This window comes from Pseudomonas oryzagri, assembly GCF_020831405.1.
GTDB classification, from domain to species: Bacteria; Pseudomonadota; Gammaproteobacteria; order Pseudomonadales; family Pseudomonadaceae; genus Geopseudomonas; species Geopseudomonas oryzagri.
In genome coordinates this window covers 79,179-97,281 of sequence record NZ_JAJHPU010000017.1, presented here as the reverse complement: position 1 = coordinate 97,281, position 18,103 = coordinate 79,179, and the positions used below count along the sequence as shown (strand labels likewise).

Genomic DNA, 18,103 nt, shown 5'->3' with positions numbered 1-18,103 from the left:
AATGACCCAGCAAAGCACTTCCAATCCGCCCGGCGCCGTCGCGTCCCAGGGCATCTACGTTTCCGTCCTGATCCCCGCCAAGAACGAAGCCGGCAACCTGCCGGCGCTGCTCGAAGAAGTGCGCAGCGCCCTGGCTGGCGAGGCTTTCGAAGTCATCGTGGTCGACGATGGCAGCACCGACGGCACCGCCGCCGCCCTGCGCGCCCTGAAGAACGGCGGCTATACCCAGTTGCGCATCCTCAGTCATGCCCGCTCGCTGGGACAGAGCACCTCGATCTACCACGCGGCCCAGGCCGCGCGCGGCTACTGGCTGGCCACGCTCGACGGCGATGGGCAGAACGACCCGGCCGATATCCCCGGCATGCTCGCGCTGGTGCGCGGCAGCGAAGGGCGTGCCGACGCGGTCAAGCTGGTCGCCGGCCACCGCGTCAGCCGCCGCGACACCGCCAGCAAGCGCTGGGCCTCGCGCTTCGCCAACCGCCTGCGCAGTCGCCTGCTCAGGGACGCCACCCCGGACACCGGCTGCGGCATCAAGCTGATCGAGCGCGAGGCTTTCCTGCGTCTGCCCTATTTCGACCACATGCACCGTTTCATCCCGGCGCTGATCCAGCGCCACAACGGACGGATGATCGTCCAGCCGGTCAACCATCGGCCGCGCGGCGCCGGGGTGTCCAACTACGGCAACCTGGACCGCGCGCTGGTCGGCATCCTCGACCTGTTCGGCGTGTGGTGGCTGATCAAGCGCACCCGCCTGGACCTTGTGGCGCACGAGGTCGAGGGCTGATATGGGACGGGAATCGCTTTGGCTGGTGGTCGGCTTCGCCGGCCAGCTGGCCTTCACCGGGCGCTTCGCCCTGCAATGGCTGTACAGCGAGTACAAGAAGCGCAGCGTCATTCCGGTCGGCTTCTGGTACCTGAGTCTCATCGGCAGCGCCCTGCTGCTGGCCTACGCCATCTACCGCCAGGATCCGGTGTTCATCCTCGGCCAGTCGTTCGGCTTCGTCGTCTACCTGCGCAATCTGCAACTGATCGCCCGCCAGAAAGAGCAAGAGGAGTAGCCCCGTGCCGCCGTCGAATCCGCAGCGCAGGGAGCTGCTCTGGCTGGTGCTGCTCGCGCTGGCCATGCTCGGCGCAGGCCTGGGGCTGCGCCAGCCGTTCAACGTCGACGAGGAACGATTCCTCGGCGTGGCCCTGGAGATGCTGCAGAACGGCTCCTGGTTCATCCCGCACCGGGCCGCGGAGATCTATCCGGACAAGCCGCCGCTGTTCATGTGGGCGGTGGCCCTGTGCGTACAGCTCACCGGTTCGCCGAAACTGGCGCTGTTCCTGCCGGCCATGCTGGCCGGCGTGACGGCGACGGTGTGCCTGTACGACCTGGGCAGCCGCCTGTGGAATCGCCGTATCGGGGTGATCGCCGCTCTGCTGTTCCTGGCCAGCTACCAGACCTACAGCGTGCTGCGCGCCGGGCAGATCGACGGCTTTCTCTGCCTGTGGATCGTCCTCGCCTTCTACGGCATGCTCCGCCACCTGCTGCTCGGTCCGGACTGGCGCTGGTTCTATCTGGCCTGTGCCGCCATGGGCTTCGGCGTCATCAGCAAGGGGGTCGGCTTCCTGCCGATCCTGCTGCTGATCCCCTATTTTCATGCGGTGCGCCGTGGCTGGTCGGGAGTGGTCGCCATGCCCGGGCAGGCGCGCGCCTGGTGGCTGGGGCTGCCGGCGATGCTGGCGGCGATCGCCGTCTGGCTGCTGCCGCTGGCGCTGCTGGTGGCGGGGCAGGGCGATGCCGAGAGCCTGGCCTACGTGAAGGACATCCTCCTGCGCCAGACCGCCGAACGCTACGCCAGCGCCTGGCACCACCGCGAACCGTTCTGGTACTTCTTCGTCCAGGTCATCCCCAAGTACTGGCTGCCGATGTTCCTGGCCCTGCCCTGGCTGGTGCCGGCCTGGCGCCGGCAGCTGGCCAGGCGCGACGGGCGGGTCCTGGTGCTGCTGGGCTGGGTGGTGCTGGTCCTGCTGTTCTTCAGCCTGAGCAGCGGCAAGCGCAAGCTGTACATCTATCCGGCGCTGCCCGCCATGGTGCTGCTGGTCGCGCCGCTGGTGCCCTGGCTGTTGCGCCGCTGGTTCGCCCGGCGGCCGCGGGGTCGCAAGGTGTTCCTTGGTCTGGCAGTGGCCTGGTTCGCCGTCCTGTTCGCCCGCGGCTGGGTGGAGCCGCTCAAGGAAGGCGCCAATCCCAATGAAACGTTGATGCGCGAGGTGGCCGGGGTGACCGGCGGCGCCGACCTGCTGCTGCCCCAGTGGCGCGAGGGTTTCTGGCTGTTCGCGCGTCAACCGATCGTGCATTTCGGCTTCCACTCGAAGGAATCGCCGGAGCAGGTGGTCGAGTGGTTGCGTCTGCATCCGCAGGCGTTCGCCCTGGTGCCCGCCAGGGAGCTGGCGCGCTGTTTCCTGCCGGAAAAGGCGCGCCAGCAGGGCGGGCGCACGTGGGCGGACTGGTATCTGGTCGGTGTCGAGGCGGATAACGGCAACTGCCACGGCGAATTGCCCGCCAAGGTGTATCGCTTCGCCTGGCTGGCGATGGTGCGCTGATGGACCGTTCGGCAGATTGGCGGCGCGCAGGGCCGGTCACTCGTCGCATCGGTCGGTCGCCCGGCGTCGAGTCGAGTACGGTGGTTGGACGGTCGTCGGGCCGTCAGAGAGGAGTGCCGAAATGAGATTGTCCATCCTGCGCGGCCTGTTCCTGGCCGCGGCTGTCGGGGTCCTCGGACTGGCGGCGGCCAACTGGTGGCAACCGGGGCTGACGCTGGTGAGCAGTGGCAGCGGGCCGGTCCATCAGGCGTTGGCGCCGAGCACCGCGCTGGTCGGAACGCGCGGCCATGACCAGATCGAGCCGGATAGCCTGCTGGTGCTGTTCGGACTGGTCCAGGGCATGCGCAGCTGAAGCCTCGCGCGCCGCCCGAGGATAGCGAGCACGCCTGGAGAGGCGGGCAAGCGAACAGGTCTAGATAAACGAAAAACGGCCGCCCGGCAGATCTGCCGGGCGGCCGTTGTCGTTGTGGCAGGGAGCAAGCCTGAGGCAGGCCCTCAGACCAGGCGCAGGTGGTTGTCCCACAGCGCCGCCGGCAGCTCCAGCGCCTGCATGCGGATCTTTGCCTCGCGGCAGTCGTACAGGCGGCAGCGGCTCTGTCCGGAGCTGACCACGAAGCCTTCGGCGCAGGCGGCGACGCCGGCGCAGTCGGCCAACGGCTCGTCCAGACGCACGGCGCCGCTGTCCAGATCCCAGATGAACAGGCGGTTGCCGCGCGGCGCGGTGATCGCCAGGAGGCGCAACTCGCTGTGGATCGCCACGCTGGCGGTGTACTGGTGCATGGCCAGGCGCTGCGCCTCGTCGAGCGGGAAGGCCTGGAACGGCTGGCCGGGACGCTTGATCGCCACCAGCGGCACGGCGTCCTGCGGATCGCCCTCGTACTGCTGGCCGCTGACCACCGTGCCGTCGCTGGCCACGGCGAGGTGACGCACGCTGTTCATCCGGGCCGGCAACTGCTCCTTGCTGAGCAGCGTGCCGTCGCGGCGCAGCAGCACCAGGCTCGGTTCCATGGCGTCGAGATTCATCGCCTCGCGGCTGTCGGCCTCGGTGCGGATGCCGCCGTTGGCCACCACCAGGGTCTCGCCGTCGGGCATCCACAGCAGCTGGTGCGGGCCGATGCCGTGGCTGGACAGCTCTTCGCTGCGCAGCAGCCGCTCGCCGTCCAGGCGCCAGACGCCGATCACCCCGCGGCCGGGGTCGCGGGTGTCGTTCTCCGTGCTGTACAGCCACTCGCCGCCGCGGTGGAACACCGCGTGGCCGTAGAAGTGGCGGTCCGCCGGGCTGGCGAGGGTCTGCAGCAGGCGGCCGTCGCGGGTATCGATCAGGTAGCTCTCGCGGCTCGGCCGGCGGCCGACGAACAGCGCCAGCGGCAGCGTCGGGTGCGGCACCACGTCGTGGCAGCGTTCGGCGACCGCCACGGCGAACTGCCGGCTGCCGTCGAGGCGGTAGCCGACCGCGTAGTGGCGGCCGTCGGCGTCGTTGCGCGCCGAGAGCAGCAGCGGCGCCTGACCTGCGCCGCGGCCGAGGGTCCAGCCGCCCAGGGCGGAGGCGGCGAGCAGCGCGCCGCCCAGGCCGAGGAAGGTGCGTCGTAGCATGAGCCTCTCCGGAAAAGGGCACCACCGCCGGGCGGCGGTGGCAGCAGCAGGGGGTTAGTCGCCGTCGTGGGCGTTGAAGCCGAGCTGGATGCCCAGCGCCTTGGCCAGCTCGCCCTCGTGCAGGCGATGCAGCCGGTCGAGGCTGTCGTACAGCTCGTCGAGGCTAGCGCGCCCGGCCTCGTCGGCGAGCAGCGCGGTGAGCGGCTGGCCCAAGGCGGCGATGCGCTGGCGGGTTTCCGCGTAGGCGGCGTCGATGCGGGTGACCAGGTCGGCCTGCTCCTTGCCGAGCAGGCTGCGCATGCCCTGGCCCTGGTTCTGGCCGGCACCGCCGCGCCACAGCGCCTCGGCGCTGGCCAGGCTGGCATCGATCAGCGCCAGCGAGGCGCCGCTGCGCCAGGCCTCGGCCTGGTAGGGCTGCGGCTGGGCCTTGCTGCCGCGCGACAGCGGGGTGCCGAGCTTCTTCTTCAGGCCGTCGATGGCGCCGACCTGCACGCGCAGCAGCTCGGCCACCGCTTCGCGGCCTTCGGTGTAGCGGCCGTTGGGGAAGTTCTTCAACTGCTTGGCCAGGCCCTGGTCGCCCAGCCAGGCGGCCAGCACCTTGGCCGCCAGCGCCTGCTGGTGGCTGCCGATGGTCAGCAGCAGCGGGCAATAGCGGCGCTTCTGCTCGAGGTCGGCGAGGTCGATGCCTTCGTCGAACAGCAGGTATTCGTAGGCGGTCAGGCCCTGCACCACCACGCTGGCCTTCTCGAGGTCGGCCTGCTTGAGCTGCGGGGTCTTGTCGAGCAGAGCGCCGACCTGACGCGCCACCAGATTCTTCTTGTCCGGCCAGAACTGCACCTGCCAGGCCAGGTTGCCCTCGCTCAGCGGGCCGACGGCGAGCGGCTGCAGGGCGGCCCAGGCGGTGTGGGCGGCGAGATAGGCCTGGCGGGCGGCGGCCAGATCCTGCTCGCCGGCGCAGAAGGCGCGGGCGCTGTCGGCCAGCTGGCGGTCGCTGTCGGTCCAGCGGGTGTAGGCTGGCAGCAGCACGCCGTCGGTGGCCGCGGCGCTGGCGGCGGCGAAGGGTTCGACCTTCGGCTTCGGCGGTTCGCTCTTCGAGCAGCCGGCGAGGGAGGCCAGCACGGCCAGGGACAGCAGGGCGGGGCGCAGCATGAACAGCTCCTTAGAGGGATTCGAGGAAGGCCAGCAGGGCGGTGCGCTGCCCGGCATCGAAGGCCATCACCTTCCGACGGGCGCCTTCGGCTTCGCCGCCGTGCCAGACGATGGCCTCCAGCAGGTTGCGTGCACGGCCGTCGTGGAGGAAACGGGTGTGACCGTTGACCGTCTGGGTGAGGCCGATGCCCCACAGCGGCGGGGTGCGCCATTCGCGGCCGCTGGCCTGGAATTCGCGGCGATTGTCCGCCAGTCCGTCGCCCATGTCATGCAGCAGCAGGTCGCTGTAGGGACGAATGACTTGATTGGCCAGTTCCGGCTCGGCGGCGTCGCTGGCGGTGGTGAACTTCGGCGTATGGCAGGCCTGGCAGCCGGCCTGATGGAACAGGCCCTTGCCGGCGAGCACCTGCGCGGTGTCGACGCCGCGCCGCGCCGGCACACCGAGGTTGCGGGTGTAGAACAGCACCTGGGCGAGCAGGTGGTCGCTGACCTCCGGCGCGCCGCCGTGGGGCTGGGCCAGGCAGTCGGCCTGGCCGCCGGTGCAGCTGGTGCCGGCGATCAACGAACTGGTCAGGCCCATGTCGTTGAAGAAGGCGTCGGCGTTCTGCTGGTTGAGCGACGGTTGGCCGGCCTTCCAGCCGAAGCGACCGGGACGGCTGCTCTGGCTGGCGCGGTCCCAGACCTGGTTGGCGCGCCCGGAAATGCCGTCGCCATCGCGATCGTCGGGATCGGCGTTGGCGAGCAGCGCCGCTTCGGGAATCGCCTCGAGCAGGCCGAGACCGATCATCGGTGGCGCCACGCGCAGGGAGAACCGGGTATCCGGATGCAGCTCGCCATAGCCGAGCTGGCTGATCTGCAGCGCGGGCTTCTGCAGCTCGACGCGGCTGCCGTCCTCGAGGGTGACCACTTCGCTGCTGTAGCCGACCCGCAGCTTGCCCTCGGGCGCCACGCCCGGCACGGCGACGTCCTGCAGCTGGCCGCCGTAGACCGGCTCGGCGATCACCCCCTGGCGCTCGAGCAGCGCCTCCTGGCCGGGTTGCGCGGGAATCGACAGGCGCACCAGGGCGGATACCGCGGTGTCGTTGCCGAGGTCCGGCGGATGGCCGCGGCCGTCCTTGACGTGGCAGTTCTGGCAGGCGTTGGTGTTGAACAGCGGGCCGAGGCCGTCACGGGCGATGGTGGTCGACGGGGCGATCACCCAGGGATTGCGGAAGAAGCTGTTGCCGACGCTGAAGTCCAGCCGGCGTGTCGGCGACAGGTTGGCCGAGGGCTGGGAGAAGGCGGCGCGGTCGCTGCGGTTGACCGTGGCGGCGCCGGCGGAGAGCTGTTCGCCGGGTTCGGCGGCGGTGAAGCGCGGGCCCTGGTCGCAGGCACTCAGCGCAAGGCCCAGGACGAGCGGGGCGAGCAGGCGCAGGGCGGGCGATAGGGGCATGGACGGGCTTCCGGAATGGATGGGGCAGTGTAACAGTCTGTTTCCGTGGAAATAAGAGTGGTTTGCATCTGCTGCCCGGCTGACGCCCGCGCGGCGCGGGCGTTTCCGGTGCTGCGGCACTCGGCCGCAGGAGGGACGGCGGGGCGCACGCGGCGACCCGCCGTTGGCGGCTCAGAACTGGTGGTCGGCGGTATCCGGATTGAGATCGCTGATGCCCAGCTTGGTGGCGGCCAGCTCGATGCCGGCGGTCTGCTTGACCAGACCGGCGATGGCGTCGCGGACGATTTGCTGGCCGGCGGTGTTGTCGGCGGCGATCAGCTGGTCGAAGTGCACGCCATCCTTCTCGGCGCTGTCGACCATCTTCTGCAGCGCGGCCTGGCTGGCGTCGAGGTCGGCCTTGAGCGCGGCGTCGGCCTGGGCGTCGGCCTTGGCCACCAGGCTGGACAGGCTCGGGCCGCTCAGCAGGCTGCCGTCGATGCGCTTGTACTCGCCGAGATAGACGTTGCGCACGCCGAGGGCGTCGTAGAAGTGGGCGTGGTGGGTGTTGTCGCTGAAGCAGTCCTGCTCGTCCTCGGTGGAGTTGGCCTCCAGGGCGACCTTCATGCGCTCGCCGGCCAGTTCACCCAGCGACAGGCTGCCCATGCCGAACAGCATCTTGCGCAGGCCGTTCTCGGCCGGCTCGGCCTCCAGCTTGGCGCGATAGTTGTCGGCCACCCCGGCCTGCCACTGGCCGGCCATGTACTGCAGGTCGCTGACCAGCAGCGCGGTGGCGGCCTTGAGGTATTCGCGGCGGCGCTCGTTATGGCCGCCGGTGGCGCCTTCGCCGACCAGGTAGTCGCTGGCCGGGCGGTTGCCGGCGCCCGGGTTGCTGCCGTTGAGGTCCTGGCCCCAGAGCAGGAATTCGATGGCGTGGTAGCCGGTGGCGACGTTGGCTTCCGAACCGCCCAGCTCGTTGAGGCTGGCCAGCAGCTCGCCGTTGATGGTGCTGGCGTCGAGCTTGTCCTCGCCGACCTGGATCGACGGGTTGGCGATGATGTTGGCGGTGGCGCCCGGGTTGCCCAGCGCGTGCTGGTAGTCGGCGGCGACGTAGTCGATCAGGCCCTCGTCCAGCGGCCAGGCGTTGAGCTGGCCTTCCCAGTCGTCGACCACCGGGTTGCCGAAGCGGAACACCTCGCTCTGCATGTAGGGCGCGCGGGCGGCGATCCAGGCTTCGCGGGCGGCCTTCAGGGTGGCGTCGCTGGGATTGGCGAGCAGGGCGTCGACGGCCTTCTGCAGGTTCTGCGCGGCGCTCAGCGCGTCACCGAATACGGCAGCGGCCAGGTCGGCGTAGTGGCCGACCACCGCCTTGGCCGCGGCCGGATCGATGGCGGCGGTTTGGGCGGGCGCCGGAGCGGCCGCGGGGGCAGCGGCCGGAGCCGCGGCCTGGGCGGGCGCTTCGGGCTTCTTGTCCTCGCCGCATCCGGCGAGCGCGATGGAGAGGGCGAGCAGGCTGGCGGCCAGAGGCAAACGGGACATGGATTGATCCTTGGGAACGCTGAGGGATGGCTTGACGGTAAATGATGTCGGAACATAATGCGAAATATTCGCATTATGCAAGTGGTTGTTGTGCCTTCGCGCGCGGTCATGCCGCTCGTTTTGCCGCTACAATGCCGCCATTTGACAGGGAGTCCGCGCATGAGTCTGGGTAGCGTCGCTGTACTGGTGGTCATCGTCCTGCTGGCGGGGTACGCCGTGCAGCTCTACAACGCGCTGGTGCGCCTCAAGCACGGGGTCACCAAGGCCTGGTCGAACATCGACGTGCTGCTGCGTCAGCGCCACGACGAGCTGCCCAAGCTGGTGGAAACCTGCCGCCAGTACATGCAGCACGAGCGCAACACCCTGGAAGCGGTGGTCGCCGCGCGCAGTGCGGTGGCCCGCGCCCGCGAGCAGGGCGACGTTGCCGCCCTCGGTCGTGCCGAGAGCGGGCTGCGTGCCGGTCTCGGCCAGCTGTTCGCGGTCGCCGAGAATTATCCGCAACTTCGCGCCAACGAGAGCTTCCAGCACCTGCAGGCGCGCATCACCGGTCTGGAGAACGGCATCGCCGACCGCCGCGAGCTGTACAACGAGGCGGTCAATCTCAACAACGTGCGTATCGAGCAATTCCCCGACGTGCTGCTCGCCCGTCTGTTCGCCTTCAGGAGCGCGGAGCTGCTGCAGTTCAGCGAGGCGGAGAAGAGCGACGTCGACCTCAAGCAGCTGTTCGGCTGATGGCGGTCGATCCGGGCTGGCTGGTCGCCCTCGGCATGGCCGGGACGGCGAGTGTCGGTGGCGGCTGGTGGTGCCTCAGGCGGCTGGGCCAGGCGCGGCTGCTGCAGGACATGCCGACCTCGAAGATCCGCTCGGCGGCGCAGGGCTACGTCGAGCTGTACGGCGTGCTGCTGGGCGGCCCCGGCGAGCCGCTGTGCGCGCCGCTGACCGGCACGCCGTGTCTGTGGTGGCGCTACCGTATCGAGGAGTACCGCGAGAACGGCAAGCAGAAGTCCTGGCGGGTGGTCGAGTCGGCCAGCAGCGAAGCCTGGCTGGGCTTCGAGGATGGCTCCGGACAGTGCCTGATCAACCCGCTCGGCGCCGAGGTGCGTCCGGCGCGCCGTCAGGTCTGGCACGGCGATCAGCGCCATCCGCGGCGCGCGCAGCCCGACGGTCTGCTGGCCGGGCTGCTGAGCATGGGCAAGCGCTACCGCTACGTCGAGGAGCGCCTGCACGCCGGCGATCCCCTGTACGTGCTGGGCGAGTTCCGCAGCAGCGGCGGCGGTCGCCAGGGGCTTGACCTGGCCGCGGCGCAGGGGGCGGTGGTGCGCGAGTGGAAGCAGGACTTCCAGGGCCTGCTGGCGCGTTTCGACCGGGACGGTAGCGGCGAGCTGAACGAGCAGGAGTGGCGCCTGGTGCGCCTGGCCGCGCAGCTGGAAGCCGAGGACCGCCACACCGCAGCCAGCCGGGCACCCGAGCAGCACCGCCTGCAGCGGCCGGCGGAGAGCCTGCCGTTCCTGCTGTCGTGCAAGGGCGAGGACGAACTGGTGCGGGTGTTCCGCTGGCAGGCGCTGGCCGCAGCCCTGCTGTGCATGGGGGGCACGCTGGCGACGACCTGGCTGTTGCGCCAGGCCGGTCTCGGCTAGGCCGCCCTTCTTCAGATCGGCTGCGTGAGCGAGGTCGGCTGGCGGCGCGTGGCGGTGAGCAGGTACTGGGTGACCTCGAACGCCGGCAGCGGCCGGCAATGCAGGTAACCCTGGCTTTCGCGGCAGCCGTGGGCGAGCAGGTAGGCCTCCTGTTCGACGCTTTCCACCCCTTCGGCCAGCACCTGCATGTTCAGGTTGTGGGCCAGCTGGATGATGGTGCGCACGATGGTGGCGTCGTCCTCGTTGTGCGGCAGCTCGCGGATGAAGCTGCGGTCGATCTTGATCTTGTGCAGCGGCAGGGTCTTCAGGTAGTTCAGCGAGGAATAGCCGGTGCCGAAGTCGTCGATCGCCAGCAGCACCTTGCTGCGGCGCAGGCTGTGCAGCTGCTGGGCGGCGCCGGCGACGTCGGTCATCAGCCCGGTCTCGGTCACCTCCAGCTCGAGGCTGTAGGCCGGAAGGCCGTAGCGTTGCAGCAGGCCGGCGACCTGGCGCGGCAGCCGGTCGCTGCGCAGCTGGGAAGTGGACAGATTGACTGCCATGCGCAGTCCGGCGAGGCCCTGCTGGTGCCAGTCGCGCAGCTGTCGACAGGCGCGCTCCAGCACCCAGTCGCCGATTTCGAGGATCAGCTCGTTCTGCTCGGCCAGCGGGATGAACTGGTCGGGCGGCACGAAGCCCAGCTGCGGGTGGCGCCAGCGCAGCAGAGCCTCGACGCCGACGCACACGTGACCCGGACTCTCCACCTGCGGCTGGTAGTACAGCTCCAGCTGCTCGTTGTGCACGGCCTGGCGCAGGTCCTGTTCGAGCTGGCGGCGGCGGCGGATCTCGCGGTCGAGGCTGGCGATGAAGAACTGGTAGCGCTGGCGGGCGCCCTGCTTGGCCAGGCTCATGGTCTGCTCGGCGCGTTGCAGCAGGCGTTCGCCGCTGTCGCCGTCGTCGGGGAACAGGGCGATGCCGGCGGTGGCGGGCAGGCCGATCGCGTGTTGTTCGATCTGCAGCGGCTGGGCCAGGGCGTCGAGCACCTGCTGAGCCAGGTCGGCGGCCTGGTAGCTGTGTTCGAAGGCGATCTGCACCAGGGCGAACTGGTCGCCGCCCAGGCGCGCCAGGCTGCCCAGCTGGCTGTCGAGGTGGCGCAGGCGGTCGGCGACGCTGACCAGCAGGCGGTCGCCGATCTGGTAGCCGTAGCGCTCGTTGAGCGCGGTGAAGCCGTCGAGGCCGAGGCAGACCACGGCCAGCCGTTCCTGGCGACGGCTGGCCTCGTGCAGCAGGCGCTCCAGCTGGCGCTGCAGCAGCTGACGATTGGGCAGGCCGGTGAGCTGATCGAACTGGCTCATGCGTTGCAGGGTGTTCTCCGCTTCGCGGCGCTGGCTCTGCTGGCGGGCGATGGCGGCGAGCAACTGGTTGGTGCGCTCGACCCAGCGGCCGATTTCGTCCTGCTCGTGCCCCTTGAGGCGCGGTAGTTGCTGTTCGCCGGCACGCTCCGGTTCGATCCGCGCGAGGTGCTCGAGCAGTTGGGTCAGCGGCCGGGTCAGCAGCCGCTGGCCGAGCAGGAGCAGCGTCAGGCCCAGCAGCAGGGCGCCGGCGAGGTGGCTGGCGAGGCTCAGGCTGGCGCTGGCGAGGAACTCGCCGCTGCGGTAGGCGCTGCCCAGGATCAGCTCGAGATCGCCGGTCGGCTCGTGCGGCAGCGCCGGATCGCTCAGGCGCAGGGTGAACCGTTGGTTCGCGCCGAGCAGCGGGTGGCCCGGCGTCTCGGCGCGGGTACGCTCGGCGAGGACGATGGCGTGGCCGTCGCGCACGCGGGCGAGCAGAACGCCGGGATGGTTGAGCAGGTGCATTGCCACATCGTCGGCCAGGTCGCGGCGGTGCCGGCTGACGGCGTGGGTGACGGCAGCCTCGAACAGCGCGAGCAGGCGCTCGCCGTCGTCGTGGATGGCCTGGCGGATCTGCTGCCGCTCGACCGCGATCTGCCCGGCGGCCAGCAGCAGGCCGAGCGCCAGGGCGGCCAGCAGGAGCTGGCCCGACAGCCGATAGGAGAGGCTCTTCTTGAGGTCTGGCGGCACGTGCACGATTCCTTGTCTGGCACTTCCCGGCTCGCGGAGCGCGACAGAGTATTGGGAATCGCTGCGCCGGCGTCAAAGGGCGCGTGGTCGCCATGGGATGCCGGTCGCGGCAGCGATCGGCAGAAAGACAGAGGCCCGGCGGAGCCGGGCCTCTTCAGGTCGGACGGGCGACTCAGGCGGCGAAGTTGGCAGCCACGAAGTCCCAGTTGACCAGGTTCCAGAACGCCTCGACGTACTTCGGACGCAGGTTGCGGTAGTCGATGTAGTAGGCGTGTTCCCAGACGTCGCAGGTCAGCAGCGCGGTGTCGCCGCTGGTCATCGGGCAGCCGGCGCCGATGGTGCTGGCCAGGGCCAGGGAGCCGTCGGCCTTCTTCACCAGCCAGGCCCAGCCGGAACCGAAGGTGCCGATGGCGACCTTGGTGAACTCGGCCTTGAAGTTGTCGAAGGAACCGAAGGCGGCGTTGATGGCGTCAGCCAGGGCGCCGGTGGGCTGGCCACCGCCGTTGGGCTTCAGGCCGTTCCAGTAGAAGGTGTGGTTCCACACCTGGGCGGCGTTGTTGAAGATACCGCCCGAAGAGGTCTTGACGATCTCTTCCAGGGTCTTGCCTTCGAACTCGGTACCCGGGATCAGGTTGTTCAGGTTCACCACGTAGGTGTTGTGGTGCTTGCCGTAGTGGTATTCCAGGGTCTCGGCGGAAATGTACGGCTCGAGAGCGTTCTTCTCGTATGGCAGCGGCGGCAATTCGAAAGCCATGGTTATCTCCCTTTCATCATCAGGTGTATGCAGGCGCAAGGTGCGGAAAGTCGGCGCACGGTGCCGGTTGGCAAAGCCATCACGGGCGGCTTCGCGCCGCGCTGATGCGCGCGGTCAGCGCCGCATCATAGCACCGGCCCCAGGCCTTATCCACGCAGCAGCCGTGGGGATAAAGCGGCCTAGAGCGGGCGCAGCAGCTGCGCTGCGACGCCGAGCATCATCGCCGCCACGCCGAGGTCGATCAGCCGCCAGGTGAGCGGGCGGGCCAGCCAGGGGGCGAGCCAGGCGGCGCCGAGGGCAAGGGTCGCGAACCACAGCAGCGAAGCGCTCGCCGCGCCCAGGGCATAGGCGCCGGGCACGGCCTGCTGGGCGCCGAGCGAGCCGATCAGCAGCACGGTGTCCAGGTAGACGTGCGGGTTGAGCAGGGTGACCGCGAGGGCGCTGAGCAGTACGGCGCGGCGCGAGCGCGGCAGGGCGGCGGCCTGTTCGGCGAGGCTCTGCCGCGCGCAGGCCCGGCGCAGCGCCTTGATGGCGTACCAGAGCAGGAAGGCGACGCCGCCCCAACGGGCGATGGCGAGCAGCAGCGGGCTCTGCGCCAGCACGCCGGCCAGACCGAACACCCCGGCGCACACCAGCAGGGCATCGCACAGCACGCAGAGCGCGGCCACCGTCAGGTGGTGCTCGCGGCGCAGGCTCTGGGCGAGGACGAAGGCGTTCTGCGCGCCGATGGCGATGATCAGGCCCGCCGATACCAGCATGCCGTTGCTGAAACTCTGCCACATCTCGAAGACTCCGCCGGAGGGGGTTGAAGATGTGGCGACTCTAGGCAGCGCAGTTGTATAAGAGAAACGAATGTTGCTGATCAGGCATTAGGTAAATCGATATGTTCGACTACAAGCTGCTCGCCGCGCTGACCACCGTGATCGAGCAGGGCGGTTTCGAGCGCGCCGCCCAGCGTCTGGGCCTGTCGCAGTCGGCGGTATCGCAGCGCATCAAGCTGCTGGAGATGCGCCTCGGCCAGCCGGTGCTGGTGCGCAGTACGCCGCCGCAGCCCACGGCGCTGGGCCAGCGCCTGCTCAACCACGTGCAGCAGGTGCGCCTGCTCGAAGGCGACCTGCAGCAACTGGTGCCGGCGCTGGACGAGGAGGGGCGCCCGGAGGAGCGCCTGCGCGTGGCGCTGAACGCCGACAGCCTGGCGACCTGGTGGGCGGGCGCGGTCAGCGCCTTCTGCAACGAGTCGGGGGTACTCTTCGATCTGCTGGTCGAGGACCAGGCGGTGGGGCTCAAGCGCATGCGCGCCGGCGAGGTGGCCGCCTGCCTGTGCGCCAGCGCGCGGCCGGTGGCCGGCGCGCGCGCCCTGGCGCTGGGCGCCATGCGCTACCGGGCGCTGGCCAGCCCGGCGTTCCTCGCCCGGCATCTGGGCGACGGGGTCAGTGGCGAGCGTCTGGCGCGGGTACCGGCGATCGTCTTCGGCCCGGACGACCGCCTGCAGCACCGCTACCTGGCGGCGCTGGGCGTCGAGGGCGCCTTTCTCCACCACCTGTGTCCCTCGTCGGAGGGTTTCACGCGCATGGTCGAGGCCGGCGTCGGCTGGGGACTCATTCCCGAGCTGCAGGTGGAGCAGCAACTGGCCGACGGGCGCCTGCTGGACGTACTGCCGGGGCGCTGCATCGACGTGCCGCTGTACTGGCACAGCTGGCGCCTGGGTGGCGAGCGGCTGAACAGCCTCACCCGCCACGTCGAACGGACCGCCCGGCGCTGGCTGGTGGCGCCGGGCTCGGCCTGAAACGGCAGGTCAGACGTAGATGCGCTGGCCGCGATAGATGCGCACCTGGCGCTGGTCGGCGACGGGGGAGGAGACCTCGGTGTGCTGCGGATTGGGCACCTGGCCGCGGTAAACCGGCTGGCTGCGGGCCGGCTCGGCGCTCGGCAGCACGCCGCACAGCTGGGCCAGCTGCTCGCCGAGGCGGTGGGTCTGGACAGAGTCGCTGCGCTCGCAGGCTGCCAGCAGGGCGCTGATCACATCGGTCTGGCTCAAGTGGATATTTTCTCCCAGCTCCTCGCGCAGGCGGCGGCGCAGGGTCTGCATGCAATCGAGCACGGGCTTGGTCAGTTCCATGGGTCTCTCCTTGGCGCAGTCTGGCAATGTCTAAGGACTAGCAAAGGCCATACCAGCTTTGGGGTGGCTGAGCTGTGCCGGATACGACGCCGATTGGTGTCCTGGCGGCCTCCTCGCGGTGCGGGCTGCACCGCGAGGAGGCATCGCGCCAGCTCATGCGGCCGGTTCGTTATACTGTGGCCATTGTCGCCCCGACGGATTCATAGACAGGTTGTGTTGGTATGCGTAACGACTCTCTCGACGAACTGGACGATGTGCCCAGTCTGACCATCGACGGTCGCAAGCCGGCCGCTGCCGCCCCCACCCCGCCGGTTGCCGCTGCGCGCTCTCGGACCGCCCCCGCGCAGGCCGCGGCGCCGCGCGGCGGCCGCCTGGCCTGGCTGCTGGTCGGCGTGTTGCTGGTGGCCCTGGGCGGCCTGGGCTGGTGGAGCCAGCAGCAGCTGGTGCGTCTGGAGCAGCAACTGGTCGCCACCCAGGAAAGCTTCGCGCGGATCAGCGAGGACGCCGCCGGCAGGCTCAAGGACATCTCCGGCAAGGTGGTAGCCACCGAGTCCAGCGTCACCAGCGAGAACGAGGGGCTCAAGCTGCGCATCAAGCAGCTGGAGAGCAAGCTGGCCCAGCTCGGCAAGCAGCAGCAGGCCGCCGACGACCGCAACCAGGAGCAGGCTCGCCAGATCGAGGCGCTGCGCGGCGAGCTGAAGAGCCAGCAGGCCGGCAGCGCGCAGCTGCAGGTCGCGCTCAAGGAGCAGCAGACCGGCGTCGCCAGTCTGGAAAGTCGCGTGCAGGGCCTGGCCGGCGAGCAGGCCGCGCTGAAGGCGGCGCAGGGCGAAGCGGGCAAGCTGGAAGGTCGCGTCGACAGCCTCGGCGGCGAGGTGGCCGCGCTGAAGAAGCAGGGCAACCCCAACCAGGCGATCAGCCGCCTCGAATCGGATCTGCTGGTGCTGCGCAGCGAGCTGGACAATCGTCCGGCGAATGCCGGCAATGCCGAGATGGACGCCTTCCGCGCGCAGATGACCCGCAACATCACCACCCTGCAGGCGCAGGTGCAGAACCTGCAGCAGCAGCTCAACGCGCGCTGAGTTCGCCCCGCCTGCAAAAAAGCCCCCGGCTGCGCGAGCAGCGGGGGCTTTTGCTTGGCGCAGGCCTTACAGGGTCGGGTAGTCGATGTAGCCGACCGGCCCGGGGGCGTAGAAGGTATTGCTGTCGGCCTGGTTCAGCGGCGCGCCGGCGGCCAGGCGCGCCGGCAGGTCGGGGTTGGCGATGAAGGGGATGCCGAAGGCCACCGCGTCGGCCTTGCCCTCGGCCAGCCAGCGGTTGGCCTGCTCGCCGGTGAAGCGTTCGTTGGCGATATAGACGCCGCCGAAGATCTGCTTGAGCTGCGGGCCGAGGCTGTCGTCGGCTTCGTGCTCGCGGGCGCAGATGAAGGCGATGCCGCGCTTGCCCAGCTCGCGGGCCACGTAGGCGAAGGTCTCGGCGCGGTTGGAGTCGCCCATGTCGTGGGCATCGGCGCGCGGCGCCAGGTGCATGCCGACGCGACCGGCGCCCCACACCGAAACCACCGCGTCGGTGACTTCCAGCAGCAGCCGTGCGCGGTTCTCCAGCGAGCCGCCGTACCGGTCGCTGCGCTGGTTGGTGCTGTCCTGCAGGAACTGGTCGAGCAGGTAGCCGTTGGCGCCGTGGATCTCCACGCCGTCGAAGCCGGCGGCCTTGGCGTTCGCCGCGCCCTGCCGGTAGGCCTCGACGACACCGGCGATTTCCGCGGTTTCCAGCGCGCGCGGGGTGACGAACTCGCGCTTGGGACGGATCAGGCTGACATGGCCCTGCGGTCGCACGGCGCTGGGCGCCACCGGCAGCTCGCCGTCCAGGTAGCTGGGATCGGAGATGCGCCCGACGTGCCACAGCTGCAGGAAGATGCGCCCACCGGCGGCGTGCACCGCGCTGGTGACGTTCTTCCAGCCCTGCACCTGCTCGGCGGACCAGATGCCGGGGGTGTCCGGGTAGCCGACGCCCATCGGCGTCACCGAGGTGGCCTCGCTGATGATCAGGCCGGCGCTGGCGCGCTGCACGTAGTACTCGGCCATCAGCGCGCCGGGCACGCGGCCGGGTTCGGCGCGGCAACGGGTCAGCGGGGCCATGACGATGCGGTTGGGCAGCTCGAGATCGCCTACCTGGATGGGGTCGAACAGGTTCGGAACGGACGGGGTCGGCATGATCGTTTCCTTGCTGGGATGAAGTCAGAGTTCGTCATCGAGCCGGCGCAGGAAGGCCTGGATGGTCTCCTCGTTGCGCTTGAAGAAGTTCCACTGGCCGACCTTGCGGCTGCTCACCAGACCGGCGCGCTGCAGGGTGGCCAGGTGCGCCGACACGGTGGACTGCGACAGGCCGGTACGGCGGTCGATCATCCCGGCGCACACGCCGACCTCCAGCGAGTGTTCCTGGTCGGCGAAGTAGCGCTCGGGCTCCTTGAGCCAGTGGAGAATCTGGCGACGCACGGGGTGGGCCAGGGCCTTGATGATTTCGTCGGTATCGAATGACATGGGAGTGGCTTTAACGGTTTATCGCGATGGAGCGAAATTTATATCGGTATTTCGCGAAATACAAATATTCGTTCGTGCTGAGCTTATGAACTCTCATGCCAAGCGCCGTTGTCGCGGGCGGGCCGGCGCAGCGTTAAGCTGGAACGATGAACTACCTCGCCCACCTGCACCTCGGCGGTCCGCGGCCGGCGCAATTGCTCGGCAGCCTGTACGGCGACTTCGTCAAGGGGCCGCTGGACGGGCGCTTCGCCGCGGAGGTCGAGGCGGCCATCCGCCTGCACCGGCGCATCGACGCCTTCACCGACAGCCATCCGCTGGTCCGCGCGGCCGTGGCGCGCTTTCCCGCCGAGCGGCGGCGCTACGCCGGCATCCTTCTCGACCTGTTCTTCGACCACTGCCTGGCCTGCGACTGGGACGCCTACGCCGACGAGCCGCTGGAATTGTTCAGCGCACGGGTGTACGGCGTGCTGGCGGCGCAGGCCGAGCTGCCCGGCCGCCTGGCGTTGATCGCCCCGCGCATGGCGGCGGACGACTGGCTGGGCAGCTACCGCGAGTTCGCCGTGCTCGAGCGGGTGCTCGGCAACCTGCAGCGGCGCCTGTCGCGCCCCTCGGTCCTGGACGGCGGGCTGGCCGAGCTGGAGCGCCTGTACCGGCCGCTGCGGGAGGATTTCCGCGCCTTCTACCCCGAGCTGATCGCCTTCGCCGCTGCCGCGCGCACGTGAGT

At 69.7% G+C, this 18,103-nt stretch carries 19 protein-coding genes; 9 read left to right on the top strand and 10 right to left on the bottom strand.

From position 1 onward, the window contains the following. Position 1 precedes the first annotated feature (1 nt). From LMJ29_RS05620 to LMJ29_RS05605, 4 genes are all read left to right on the top strand, one after another. The gene (locus LMJ29_RS05620; RefSeq protein WP_229604531.1) at positions 2 to 784 is read left to right on the top strand and encodes a glycosyltransferase family 2 protein; all 783 of its coding nucleotides are present in this window, start codon (positions 2 to 4) and stop codon (positions 782 to 784) included. Position 785: 1 nt separating this feature from the next. Further along, entirely contained in the window at positions 786 to 1,058 is a 273-nt protein-coding gene (locus tag LMJ29_RS05615; protein WP_229604530.1) for a lipid-A-disaccharide synthase N-terminal domain-containing protein, read from the top strand. Between the two features lie 64 nt (positions 1,059 to 1,122). Then, positions 1,123 to 2,586, top strand: a complete 1,464-nt coding sequence (locus LMJ29_RS05610; protein ID WP_229604774.1) for an ArnT family glycosyltransferase — start codon at positions 1,123 to 1,125, stop codon at positions 2,584 to 2,586. 121 nt (positions 2,587 to 2,707) lie between these two features. Further along, on the top strand, positions 2,708 to 2,938 hold the full coding sequence (locus tag LMJ29_RS05605; protein ID WP_229604529.1) for a hypothetical protein: 231 nt from the start codon (positions 2,708 to 2,710) through the stop codon (positions 2,936 to 2,938). Between the two features lie 143 nt (positions 2,939 to 3,081). On the opposite strand, the gene LMJ29_RS05600 is transcribed toward LMJ29_RS05605, so the two are convergent. From LMJ29_RS05600 to LMJ29_RS05585, 4 genes are all read right to left on the bottom strand, one after another. Continuing rightward, on the bottom strand, positions 3,082 to 4,179 hold the full coding sequence (locus LMJ29_RS05600) for a DUF1513 domain-containing protein (RefSeq protein ID WP_229604528.1): 1,098 nt from the start codon (positions 4,177 to 4,179) through the stop codon (positions 3,082 to 3,084). 54 nt (positions 4,180 to 4,233) lie between these two features. Continuing rightward, a complete protein-coding gene (locus LMJ29_RS05595) occupies positions 4,234 to 5,328 on the bottom strand; it encodes an imelysin family protein (protein WP_229604527.1) in 1,095 nt (364 codons plus the stop codon). Between the two features lie 10 nt (positions 5,329 to 5,338). Further along, positions 5,339 to 6,760: a di-heme oxidoreductase family protein gene (locus tag LMJ29_RS05590; RefSeq protein ID WP_229604526.1), complete on the bottom strand. Its 1,422-nt coding sequence runs from the start codon at positions 6,758 to 6,760 to the stop codon at positions 5,339 to 5,341. A gap of 171 nt (positions 6,761 to 6,931) precedes the next feature. Next, positions 6,932 to 8,275: an imelysin family protein gene (locus LMJ29_RS05585; RefSeq protein ID WP_229604525.1), complete on the bottom strand. Its 1,344-nt coding sequence runs from the start codon at positions 8,273 to 8,275 to the stop codon at positions 6,932 to 6,934. Positions 8,276 to 8,434: 159 nt separating this feature from the next. Here LMJ29_RS05585 and LMJ29_RS05580 point away from each other — a divergent pair, with 159 nt between their 5' ends. Both LMJ29_RS05580 and LMJ29_RS05575 read left to right on the top strand, forming a co-directional pair. Then, complete coding sequence (locus tag LMJ29_RS05580) at positions 8,435 to 9,007, top strand: LemA family protein (RefSeq protein WP_229604524.1); 573 nt, start codon at positions 8,435 to 8,437, stop codon at positions 9,005 to 9,007. After that, on the top strand, positions 9,007 to 9,912 hold the full coding sequence (locus LMJ29_RS05575; RefSeq protein WP_229604523.1) for an E3 ubiquitin ligase family protein: 906 nt from the start codon (positions 9,007 to 9,009) through the stop codon (positions 9,910 to 9,912). The genes LMJ29_RS05580 and LMJ29_RS05575 overlap by 1 nt, the downstream gene beginning before the upstream one ends. 11 nt (positions 9,913 to 9,923) lie before the next feature. On the opposite strand, the gene LMJ29_RS05570 is transcribed toward LMJ29_RS05575, so the two are convergent. The 3 genes from LMJ29_RS05570 to LMJ29_RS05560 form a co-directional block, all read right to left on the bottom strand. Continuing rightward, positions 9,924 to 11,969, bottom strand: a complete 2,046-nt coding sequence (locus LMJ29_RS05570; protein ID WP_229604522.1) for a putative bifunctional diguanylate cyclase/phosphodiesterase — start codon at positions 11,967 to 11,969, stop codon at positions 9,924 to 9,926. Positions 11,970 to 12,141: 172 nt separating this feature from the next. Then, positions 12,142 to 12,723, bottom strand: a complete 582-nt coding sequence (locus LMJ29_RS05565) for a superoxide dismutase (RefSeq protein ID WP_229604521.1) — start codon at positions 12,721 to 12,723, stop codon at positions 12,142 to 12,144. A gap of 179 nt (positions 12,724 to 12,902) precedes the next feature. After that, complete coding sequence (locus LMJ29_RS05560; protein ID WP_229604520.1) at positions 12,903 to 13,505, bottom strand: LysE/ArgO family amino acid transporter; 603 nt, start codon at positions 13,503 to 13,505, stop codon at positions 12,903 to 12,905. A gap of 101 nt (positions 13,506 to 13,606) precedes the next feature. Between LMJ29_RS05560 and LMJ29_RS05555 the strand changes: the two genes are divergently transcribed. Next, complete coding sequence (locus LMJ29_RS05555; RefSeq protein ID WP_229604519.1) at positions 13,607 to 14,509, top strand: LysR family transcriptional regulator ArgP; 903 nt, start codon at positions 13,607 to 13,609, stop codon at positions 14,507 to 14,509. A gap of 9 nt (positions 14,510 to 14,518) precedes the next feature. Here the strand turns inward: LMJ29_RS05555 and LMJ29_RS05550 are convergent, their stop codons facing one another. Beyond that, complete coding sequence (locus LMJ29_RS05550) at positions 14,519 to 14,842, bottom strand: hypothetical protein (protein WP_229604518.1); 324 nt, start codon at positions 14,840 to 14,842, stop codon at positions 14,519 to 14,521. A gap of 221 nt (positions 14,843 to 15,063) precedes the next feature. Here LMJ29_RS05550 and LMJ29_RS05545 point away from each other — a divergent pair, with 221 nt between their 5' ends. Further along, positions 15,064 to 15,921: an ATPase gene (locus tag LMJ29_RS05545; protein WP_229604517.1), complete on the top strand. Its 858-nt coding sequence runs from the start codon at positions 15,064 to 15,066 to the stop codon at positions 15,919 to 15,921. Positions 15,922 to 15,987: 66 nt separating this feature from the next. On the opposite strand, the gene LMJ29_RS05540 is transcribed toward LMJ29_RS05545, so the two are convergent. Beyond that, the gene (locus tag LMJ29_RS05540) at positions 15,988 to 17,052 is read right to left on the bottom strand and encodes an alkene reductase (protein ID WP_229604516.1); all 1,065 of its coding nucleotides are present in this window, start codon (positions 17,050 to 17,052) and stop codon (positions 15,988 to 15,990) included. A gap of 24 nt (positions 17,053 to 17,076) precedes the next feature. Then, positions 17,077 to 17,379 carry an ArsR/SmtB family transcription factor gene (locus LMJ29_RS05535; protein ID WP_229604515.1) on the bottom strand — a complete coding sequence of 101 codons (303 nt, stop codon included), beginning with the start codon at positions 17,377 to 17,379 and terminating at the stop codon, positions 17,077 to 17,079. Positions 17,380 to 17,525: 146 nt separating this feature from the next. On the opposite strand from LMJ29_RS05535, the gene LMJ29_RS05530 reads away from it, so the two are divergent. Continuing rightward, positions 17,526 to 18,101: an acyl carrier protein phosphodiesterase gene (locus tag LMJ29_RS05530; protein WP_229604514.1), complete on the top strand. Its 576-nt coding sequence runs from the start codon at positions 17,526 to 17,528 to the stop codon at positions 18,099 to 18,101. The last annotated feature ends 2 nt before the right edge of the window (positions 18,102 to 18,103 follow it).

Coding starts and splice junctions, on each gene's coding strand:
- LMJ29_RS05620 (WP_229604531.1), top strand. CDS start 2: ATGACCCAGCAAAGCACTTCCAATCCGCCCGGCGCCGTCGCGTCCCAG.
- LMJ29_RS05615 (WP_229604530.1), top strand. CDS start 786: ATGGGACGGGAATCGCTTTGGCTGGTGGTCGGCTTCGCCGGCCAGCTG.
- LMJ29_RS05610 (WP_229604774.1), top strand. CDS start 1,123: ATGCTCGGCGCAGGCCTGGGGCTGCGCCAGCCGTTCAACGTCGACGAG.
- LMJ29_RS05605 (WP_229604529.1), top strand. CDS start 2,708: ATGAGATTGTCCATCCTGCGCGGCCTGTTCCTGGCCGCGGCTGTCGGG.
- LMJ29_RS05600 (WP_229604528.1), bottom strand. CDS start 4,179: ATGCTACGACGCACCTTCCTCGGCCTGGGCGGCGCGCTGCTCGCCGCC.
- LMJ29_RS05595 (WP_229604527.1), bottom strand. CDS start 5,328: ATGCTGCGCCCCGCCCTGCTGTCCCTGGCCGTGCTGGCCTCCCTCGCC.
- LMJ29_RS05590 (WP_229604526.1), bottom strand. CDS start 6,760: ATGCCCCTATCGCCCGCCCTGCGCCTGCTCGCCCCGCTCGTCCTGGGC.
- LMJ29_RS05585 (WP_229604525.1), bottom strand. CDS start 8,275: ATGTCCCGTTTGCCTCTGGCCGCCAGCCTGCTCGCCCTCTCCATCGCG.
- LMJ29_RS05580 (WP_229604524.1), top strand. CDS start 8,435: ATGAGTCTGGGTAGCGTCGCTGTACTGGTGGTCATCGTCCTGCTGGCG.
- LMJ29_RS05575 (WP_229604523.1), top strand. CDS start 9,007: ATGGCGGTCGATCCGGGCTGGCTGGTCGCCCTCGGCATGGCCGGGACG.
- LMJ29_RS05565 (WP_229604521.1), bottom strand. CDS start 12,723: ATGGCTTTCGAATTGCCGCCGCTGCCATACGAGAAGAACGCTCTCGAG.
- LMJ29_RS05560 (WP_229604520.1), bottom strand. CDS start 13,505: ATGTGGCAGAGTTTCAGCAACGGCATGCTGGTATCGGCGGGCCTGATC.
- LMJ29_RS05555 (WP_229604519.1), top strand. CDS start 13,607: ATGTTCGACTACAAGCTGCTCGCCGCGCTGACCACCGTGATCGAGCAG.
- LMJ29_RS05550 (WP_229604518.1), bottom strand. CDS start 14,842: ATGGAACTGACCAAGCCCGTGCTCGATTGCATGCAGACCCTGCGCCGC.
- LMJ29_RS05545 (WP_229604517.1), top strand. CDS start 15,064: ATGCGTAACGACTCTCTCGACGAACTGGACGATGTGCCCAGTCTGACC.
- LMJ29_RS05540 (WP_229604516.1), bottom strand. CDS start 17,052: ATGCCGACCCCGTCCGTTCCGAACCTGTTCGACCCCATCCAGGTAGGC.
- LMJ29_RS05535 (WP_229604515.1), bottom strand. CDS start 17,379: ATGTCATTCGATACCGACGAAATCATCAAGGCCCTGGCCCACCCCGTG.
- LMJ29_RS05530 (WP_229604514.1), top strand. CDS start 17,526: ATGAACTACCTCGCCCACCTGCACCTCGGCGGTCCGCGGCCGGCGCAA.